Origin of the sequence: Acidisphaera sp. L21, from assembly GCF_009765685.1 — a bacterium.
Lineage (GTDB): Bacteria > Pseudomonadota > Alphaproteobacteria > Acetobacterales > Acetobacteraceae > LMUY01.
In genome coordinates this window covers 18,760-27,314 of record NZ_LMUY01000025.1, presented here as the reverse complement: position 1 = coordinate 27,314, position 8,555 = coordinate 18,760, and the positions used below count along the sequence as shown (strand labels likewise).

8 protein-coding genes are annotated in these 8,555 nt (G+C 65.1%); all 8 read left to right on the top strand.

The window, feature by feature from the left end; translation table 11 throughout:
- On the top strand, positions 1-361 hold a 361-nt coding region (locus tag GSQ76_RS06660), incomplete at its 5' end, for a glycosyltransferase (protein ID WP_158743131.1).
- 39 nt (positions 362-400) lie between these two features.
- A complete protein-coding gene (locus GSQ76_RS06655) occupies positions 401-1,909 on the top strand; it encodes a mannitol dehydrogenase family protein (RefSeq protein WP_158743130.1) in 1,509 nt (502 codons plus the stop codon).
- An 86-nt stretch (positions 1,910-1,995) separates the two neighbouring features.
- Complete coding sequence (locus GSQ76_RS06650) at positions 1,996-3,324, top strand: sugar ABC transporter substrate-binding protein (protein WP_158743129.1); 1,329 nt, start codon at positions 1,996-1,998, stop codon at positions 3,322-3,324.
- Between the two features lie 61 nt (positions 3,325-3,385).
- A complete protein-coding gene (locus tag GSQ76_RS06645) occupies positions 3,386-4,216 on the top strand; it encodes a carbohydrate ABC transporter permease (protein ID WP_158743135.1) in 831 nt (276 codons plus the stop codon).
- A gap of 4 nt (positions 4,217-4,220) precedes the next feature.
- Positions 4,221-5,036: a carbohydrate ABC transporter permease gene (locus GSQ76_RS06640; protein WP_254070275.1), complete on the top strand. Its 816-nt coding sequence runs from the start codon at positions 4,221-4,223 to the stop codon at positions 5,034-5,036.
- A 10-nt stretch (positions 5,037-5,046) separates the two neighbouring features.
- On the top strand, positions 5,047-6,150 hold the full coding sequence (locus tag GSQ76_RS06635) for an ABC transporter ATP-binding protein (protein WP_158743128.1): 1,104 nt from the start codon (positions 5,047-5,049) through the stop codon (positions 6,148-6,150).
- Entirely contained in the window at positions 6,147-7,097 is a 951-nt protein-coding gene (locus tag GSQ76_RS06630) for a carbohydrate kinase (RefSeq protein ID WP_158743127.1), read from the top strand. Before GSQ76_RS06635 ends, GSQ76_RS06630 begins: the two co-directional genes overlap by 4 nt.
- A gap of 1 nt (position 7,098) precedes the next feature.
- Positions 7,099-8,550, top strand: coding sequence for a xylulokinase (gene xylB, locus GSQ76_RS06625; protein ID WP_158743126.1), 1,452 nt, complete (start codon positions 7,099-7,101; stop codon positions 8,548-8,550).
- Positions 8,551-8,555: the final 5 nt, after the last annotated feature.

Sequence of the window (8,555 nt, the reverse complement as noted above, 5' to 3'; positions counted from 1 at the left end):
CCCCGGCCTAGTTCCATACGACGACCACATCCGCCTGTTGCAGCGATCCGACGTCCACACCTATCTGTCCTACCCATTCATCGCCTCCTGGTCGCTGCGCGAGGCTTTAGCGTGCGGTTGCGCCATCGTGGCCGCAGATACGCCGGCGGTGGCTGAGTTCCTGACGGACGGGGACAACGCGGCCGTGGTTCCGCCGCTTGATCCGATAGCGTTGGCCCGGCAGGTGGGCGCGCTGCTGGCGGATGACGCCCTGCGTCAACGTCTAGGCGCAGGGGCAAGGCGGTTCGCCGAGCAGGCCCTGCGGATGGAGGACCATATCGCCGGATATGAGGCGCTGATCCAGGCGGTTCTGGCACGCTAGCCCGGTCGCGGGTTGCGGGACGTCAAGCCGGGCCACAGAATGAGCAAAGCAACGGCGGGGACTATCGTGCAAGCCATTCAGCTCAACCGGGCCAATCTCGGCCGCTTCCAGGCGCCGGTTCATACGCCGGGATACGACCCGGCGGCGGTGCGGGCCGGCATCGTGCACCTCGGGCTTGGCGGGTTTCACCGGGCGCATATGGCGCGCTACACACATGACCTGATGCAAGCGGGCGCGGACGCGTTGGGCTGGGGCATCGTCGGCGCCGGGCTGATGCCGGCGGACCGGCGCATGCAGGAAAGCCTGGCCCCGCAGGACCGTCTGTACACCCTGGTCGAGCGTAGCTTTGCCGAGGAAACTGTCACGATCATCGGCTCCCTCGCAGACGTGGTGTTCGCTGGCGAGTCCTCCGCCACGCTGCTGGACGCGATCGACCGGCCGGAGATCCGCATCGTCAGCCTGACGGTGACAGAGCATGGCTACTGCCTGAACCGATCCACCAAGGTGCTCGACCCGGCGCATCCGCTCATCGTCAAGGACCTAGCGCAGCCACAACAGCCCGCCAGCGCAATCGGCATCATCGTGGAGGCGTATCGCCGCCGACGGGCTAGCGGGACCACGCCGTTCACCGCGCTCAGTTGCGATAACATCCAGCATAATGGCCGCGTGCTGCGGGATGCCGTGCTGGCGCTAGCCGAATTGCGTGACCCGGCACTTGCAGCCTGGATTGCGGCCAACGGCGCCTTCCCGAACACGATGGTCGACCGCATCACGCCCGTGACCGCCGAGGCTGACGTGACGGTGCTTGCAGAGCGGTTCGGCATCATCGATCGCTGGCCGGTCTTCGCCGAAACCTTCACGCAATGGGTCATCGAGGACCATTTCCCCGCCGGTCGGCCAGCCTGGGAAAACGTCGGCGCACAATTCGTGCCCGACGTCGCCCCCTACGAGTTTATGAAGCTGCGCCTGCTGAACGGCAGCCACTTGGCCGTCTCCGGCATGGGTCGGCTGGCCGATTACGTCACGATCGACGAGGCGATGGCCGACCCGCTGATGACCCGCTTTATGGTCGCGCTGATGGACCGGGAGACGGGGCCGACCCTGCCGCCCGTACCGGGTATCGACCTGGCCCAATACAAGAAGACCCTGGTCGAGCGCTTTGCCAACCCGGCGATCAAGGACACGGTCGAGCGGGTGAACACCGACGCACCGCTGAACATCCTGGTGGACCCGATCCGCGACTGCCTGCGCGCGAACGCACCGATCGAGCTGCTGGGCCTGGCCTTGGCCGCCTGGCTGCGCCGGGTGCGCGGCGAGGACGAACATGGCCGCCCCATCGACATCCGCCATCCGCTGGCCGAGACCCTGCGCGAGCGGGCGATCCAGGGCGGCAGCGACCCCCGCCCACTGCTGGCCCTGACTGGACTGTTCGGGGAGTTGGGCGACGATGCCCGGCTGGTGGGGACAGTGGGGCGCTGGCTTGCCTCGCTCTACGCCCAGGGCAGCCGGGCAACCCTGGCGGAGGCGGCGCACACCTTGGCATTCTAACGGTGTTGACGCCTAGGCGGCGGGGTGGGACGGTCCAGGCAAGGCGGCATGATGGCAGCCACATAAAACCCGTGAGGAGACGTGCTATGGCCCGGCGCAATCGGACTGGCGTAATCTGGGGCTTGGCGGCAGTGCTATCCGTGTCTGCAGGGGCGGCGCAGGCGGACTCGACCATCACGATCGCCACCGTGAACAATGGCGACATGGTCGTCATGCAGAAACTGTCGGCCCAGTTCGAACAACAGCACCCCGACATCCATCTACGCTGGGTGGTGTTGGAGGAGAACGTCCTGCGGCAGCGCGTCACGACCGATATCGCCACCAAGGCCGGCCAGTTCGACGTGATGACGATCGGCAATTACGAGGTGCCGATCTGGGCCAAGCAGGGCTGGCTGGAACCGATGGACAATCTGCCCGCCAGCTACGCCGTCGACGATCTGCTAAAGCCGGTGCGCGACGCGTTGACCTATAATGGCAAGCTGTACGGCCTGCCCTTCTATGCCGAAAGTGCCATGACGTATTACCGCACCGACCTGTTCGACAAGGCCGGACTGAAGATGCCGGACGCGCCAACCTACGAGCAGATCCGTGGCTTTGCCGACAAGATCACCGACAAGGCGCATCAGGTCTACGGCATGTGCCTGCGTGGCAAGCCGGGCTGGGGCGAGAACATGGCCTACGTCACTTCGCTGGTGGATGCGGAGGGCGGCCAGTGGTTCGACATGCAATGGAAGCCGACCATCGACACACCCGCTTGGAAGAAGGCCATCACCTATTACAGCGATATATTGAAGACCGACGGACCACCTGGCGCCACATCCAACGGGTTCAACGAAAACTTGGCGCTGTTTGGCAGCGGCCATTGCGGCATGTGGATCGACGCCACGGTGGCTGGCGGATTGCTGTATGACAAGAAGCAATCGAGCGTGGCGGACAAAGTTGGGTTCGCGCCGATGCCGACCGGCAGCTACAAGGGCGGCCCTACTTGGCTGTGGAGCTGGAATCTGGGCATCCCGGCCTCGTCCAAACAGAAGGACGCCGCCCGCGCCTTCGTCACATGGGCCACGTCGAAAGAGTATATCCGGTTGGTCGCCAAGGAGAATGGCTGGGTTTCGGTTCCACCCGGCACGCGGCAATCGACCTATGATAGCCCGGACTACAAGTCGGCCGCACCATTTGCCGGGTTCGTGCTGAACGCCATCAACGTTGCCAACCCCAAAGGTGCCACCGAGCAGCCGCGGCCCTATGAGGGTGCGCAGTTTGCGGCGATCCCGGAATTCCAGGGCATCGGGACCCAAGTCGGGCAGACCATCGCCGGGACCTTGAGTGGGCAGAGCACAGTCGACCAGGCGCTGAAAACCGCCCAATCCGCGACGGAGCGGACGATGCGCCAGGCTGGCTATCCGAAGAAGTAGGGTGTCCGCCACGCTCGCCAGCCAGGCCACGACCGCGCGCAAACCCGGATCGTGGCTGGTGATGCCATCGGTGATCGTCCTGCTGGCATGGATGATCGTGCCGCTGGTCATGACGGTTTGGTTCTCGTTCCAGTACTATAATCTGGTGAACCCGGAAGCCGCCGGGTTTGCCGGATTGGACAATTACGAATTCCTGGTGACAGACCCGGACTTCTGGGCGGCGTTGACCAACACGGTCATCCTTCTGGGGTCCGTCCTGGTCATCACCGTGGGATTTGGCACGCTGCTGGCGGTCTTGTTCGACCAGCCTTTCCCAGGCCGCAATATCGCCCGGTTGCTGGCGATATCGCCGTTCTTCGTCATGCCAACGGTGAGCGCCCTGGTTTGGAAAAACCTATTGATGCACCCGATCTACGGCGTGCTGAGCGTGGCGATGCGGGCCGTAGGGTTGGAGCCGGTCGATTGGTTCGCGCAATATCCGCTCGCCTCCGTCATTGCCATCGTGTCCTGGGAATGGCTGCCCTTCGCACTGTTGATCCTGTTGACAGCCGTGCAGTCGCTGGACCACGAGCAGCGGGAGGCAGCCCGGATGGACGGTGCGGGAGCGATCGCGCAATTTTTCTTCCTCACCTTGCCGCATCTGTCACGTGCGATCGGCGTCGTGGTGATGATCGAGACGATCTTTCTGTTGACCGTGTTCGCCGAAATCTTCGTCACGACCTCGGGCGGCCCCGGCAATGCCAGTACCAACCTGGCATTCCTGATCTACGCCCGCGCGCTGCTGCAATACGACATTGGCGGCGCGTCGGCCGGTGGCGTGGTCGCCATCGTCTTGGCCAACATCGTGGCGTTCTTCCTGGTGCGCAGCATCGCCCGGCGGTTGGAGGTCTAGGCCAGTGCAAGACAGTCTGCTGCAAAGGGTGACGACTGCGATCACGGGTTGGGCAGTGGCGCTGCTGCTATTCTTTCCGATCGGCTGGATGGTGCTGACCAGCTTCAAAACCGAGGGCGACGCGGTCAAGTCCAGCCTCGCCTTCACCCCCACCTTGGCGTCGTATGGCGAGGTATTGGCACGAGCCGATTACCTGAGCTTCGCTCTCAACAGCGTCGTTGTGTCGGTCGGTGGCACCGTGCTGGCGCTGCTGTTTGCCATTCCGGCAGCGTATTCCATGGCGTTCCATCCGACAGCGCGCACCCGTGGCACGCTACTCTGGATGTTGTCGACCAAAATGCTGCCTCCGGTTGGCGTTCTGGTGCCGATCTACTTGCTATTCCGCACCGCCGGGCTGCTGGACAGCCGCATTGGACTGGTCCTGATCTACGCGCTGATGAACTTGCCGATCGTTGTCTGGATGCTGTTCACCTTCTATAAGGAGGTACCCAACGACATCCTGGAAGCCGGGCGCATGGATGGTGCGCGGGTTTTCAGCGAGGTATGGCATTTGCTATTGCCGCTGACGATGCCGGGGGTCGCCTCCACCGGGTTGCTGTCGCTGATCCTGTGCTGGAACGAGGCGTTTTGGAGTCTCAATCTCACGTCCGCAGGGGCGGCGCCGCTCACGACCTTCATCGCTTCGTTCTCCAGCCCCGAGGGACTGTTTTTCGCCAAGTTATCTGCGGCCTCGACCATGGCAGTCGCGCCGATCCTGGTGTTCGGCTGGTTCAGCCAGCGGCAATTGGTGCGCGGCCTGACCTTCGGCGCCGTCAAATGAGGGATTCGCCATGGCCACGCTGACCCTTCGCGACCTGCGCAAAAACTACGGCCCAATGGAGGTGATCAAGGGCGTCAGCCTCGACGTCGCAGACCGGGAACTGGTGGTGTTCGTCGGCCCCTCCGGCTGCGGCAAATCGACCCTGTTGCGCATGATCGCCGGGCTGGAGGCGATTACGGCCGGCGAGTTGCAGATCGATGGGCAGCGGGTGAACGAGTTGGGGCCGGCGGATCGTGGCCTGGCGATGGTGTTCCAATCCTACGCCCTGTATCCGCACATGACCGTTCGGCAGAACATGGGGTTTGCACTGCGGCTGGCCCGGGTGCCGCGGGCGGAACGGGACCGCAAGGTCGATGAAGCCGCCCGGATCCTGCAATTGGAACCGTATCTGGATCGTCGCCCGAAGGATCTGTCCGGCGGCCAGCGCCAGCGCGTGGCGATCGGCCGCGCCATCGTCCGACAGCCACGCGTATTCCTGTTCGACGAGCCATTGTCCAATCTGGACGCCGCCCTCCGCGGGCAAATGCGGATCGAACTGTCCCGCCTGCACGAGGAACTGAACGCCACGATGATCTACGTCACCCACGACCAGGTGGAGGCGATGACGCTGGCGGACAAGATCGTCGTTCTGCAGGCAGGCCGGGTGGAGCAGGTTGGCTCTCCGCTCGATCTGTATCATCGGCCGGAGAATTTATTCGTCGCCGGGTTCATCGGATCGCCGCAGATGAACATGCTGCCGGCAACCGTGCAGGAGGCTGGGCCATCGGGCCTAGCGGTCGCGCTCGCGTCCGGCACGCGGATTGTGGCGCCGGTCGCCGCCGGGTCGGCCAACCAAGGGGATTCGGTGACGCTCGGTATCCGGCCAGAGGGGTTGCGGCTCGACCCGGACGGCCCGATCGGGGGCGAGGTGAGACTGGCGGAACGGCTCGGCGGGTTGACGTTGCTGCACGTAACGATCGAGGACGGCCGGCAGGTGACGGTGCAGATCGAGGGCAGCGACCTCACCCGCCCACACGAGACCGTGCGCCTGTCTGTCAACCCGGTCGCGTGCCACGTGTTCGACCAATCTGGCCGGGCGTTCACGCATTTGCTCAAGCACTCGCTCGCGGCATGATCATCGTGTGCGGAGAGGCGCTGATCGACATGTTCATCGCCGGCGCGGGCTCCGGACGTAGGTCGGAACGTGCGGCCCGCGCCATCGCTGGCGGCTCGCCGTTCAACCTCGCAGTGGGGGTGGCGCGACTGGGTATGCAAGTGGGGTTCCTGGGCGCCATCGGCACCGATGGGCTGGGCGACTTCCTGCTGGGCCTGTTGCAGGCGGAGGGTGTGGACACGGCGTTGGTGAAACGCAGCACCCGCCCAACGCCTTTGGTTGCGGTATCGCCCGGCGCCGACGGCCATCCCGGCTACGTGTTCTACGCAACCGATTGCGCCTATGCCGACGTGACATTGGGCGATCTGCCGGCGCAATTGCCAGTCGCGGTCGAGGCGCTCGCGTTCGGTTCATTCTCCATGACGGTCGACCCGGTCGGGCAAACCCTGTTGGCCCTGGCGGAGCGGGAGAAGGATCGGCGCTTCATCAGCCTGGACCCGAACGTGCGTCCGGCGCTGATGGGTGACCCGGCGGCCTGGCGTGACCGCTTCGCCAGGTTTGCCCGTACCGCCTCGCTCATTAAGCTGAGCATCGAGGATCTGCTGGCGGCCTGGGGCGACGACGCGCCGATGGATGTGTTGGCAGCGAATTGGCTGGCGAATGGCGTGGAGTTGGTCGTTGTGACGGACGGCCCGAACGGCGCCACCGCCTATCACCGCGACGGGAAGATACAAGTCACCGGGCGACCTGTGGACGTTGTGGACACGGTAGGCGCGGGCGACTCGTTCCACGCGGCGCTGTTGGCCGAGCTTGCGGAAGGTGGAAATTTACGCCGCGGCGCCGTGACCACCATGGGGAAATCGAAGTTGTGCGAGGTGTTGGAGCAGGCAGTGCGCGCCGCCAGCATCACGTGCAGCCGGGCAGGTGCCGATTTGCCGACGCAGGCCGATTTGATAGGGGCCGAGTAGTATGTTTCTCGGTCTCGATTTCGGCACCTCCGCCGTCAAAGCTCTGCTGGTGGACGGCACGCAGACAATCATTGGCAGCGCCTCCGTCCCGCTCACAGTGCAGCGGCCGGCACCCGGCTTCAGCGAGCAGGCTCCGCAGGCCTGGTGGGATGCGATGACCAGCGCGGTGGATGCGCTGCACAGTGCCCATCCCGGCCAACTGGCGGCCGTGCAGGGCATTGGTTTGTCGGGCCAGATGCATGGGGCGGTGCTTCTGGACGGGAGCGGCGCAGTGTTGCGCCCGGCGATCCTCTGGAATGACGTTCGCGCCGGAGCCGAGTGCGCAGAGTTGGAGGCGGCGCTGCCCAATCTGCGCCAGATCACCGGCAACATTGCCATGCCCGGCTTCACCGCGCCGAAGCTGTTATGGGTGCGCAAGCACGAGCCGGACATCTTCGCCCGCACCCGCACCGTGCTGCTGCCAAAGGCATGGCTGCGCTATCGGCTGACCGGCGAGATGATCGAGGAAATGTCCGACGCATCCGGCACGTCGTGGCTGGATGTGGGCGCGCGCGATTGGTCGGACGACGCGCTTGCCGCGACTGGCCTGTCCCGTGCCGCCATGCCGCGCCTGGTGGAGGGCAACGCCCCCGGTGGCACGTTGCGGCCGGATTTGACGGCACGCTGGAGTATGACGCGACGGCCGCTACTGGCCGGCGGCGCTGGCGACAATGCCGCCGGGGCGGTCGGACTGTCGGCGATACGGCCGGGCGACGCCTTCGTCTCGCTCGGTACATCCGGTGTGCTGTTCGCCACGACCGACCGCTTCTTGCCGTATCCGCAAGCCGCGGTGCACGCCTTCTGCCATGCCGTGCCGAATACCTGGCACCAAATGGGCGTAACCTTATCTGCCGCAGCGTCATTGGCCTGGTGGGCTGGCGTGGCTGGCCGATCCGAAGCGGAGCTGCTCACAGAAATGGGGGTACCGACCGCGCCCAGTGACGCGATGTTCCTGCCGTATCTTGGTGGCGAGCGAACGCCGCATAATGACGGCGCATTGCGCGGGGCGTTCGCCGGACTGTCGCATGACACCGGTAGGCCGTCCCTAACCCAGGCTGTGCTGGAGGGTGTGGCGTTCTCGCTTCGGGATTGCCTGGACGCCCTGCACGCGTCAGGCACACGGATCGAAACGGCGCTGGTGATCGGCGGCGGCTCGCGGTCGCGCGAATGGATCGCGATCATTGCCTCCGTACTGGGCCTTTCGCTGCAACGCCTGGCCGCAGGAGAGCAGGGCGGGGCATTTGGCGCGGCCCGGCTCGCACGCATGGCCGTCACGGGTGAGACGCCGGAAGCCGTGTGCGAACCGCCGGCCGTGGCCGAGACCATCCAGCCAGACCCGGCGCTGTCCGCCGCCTATGCCGCGCGCATGGTGCAATATCGCGCCCTGCATGCGGGCCTGGCGCCGGTTTTTTAGACGGG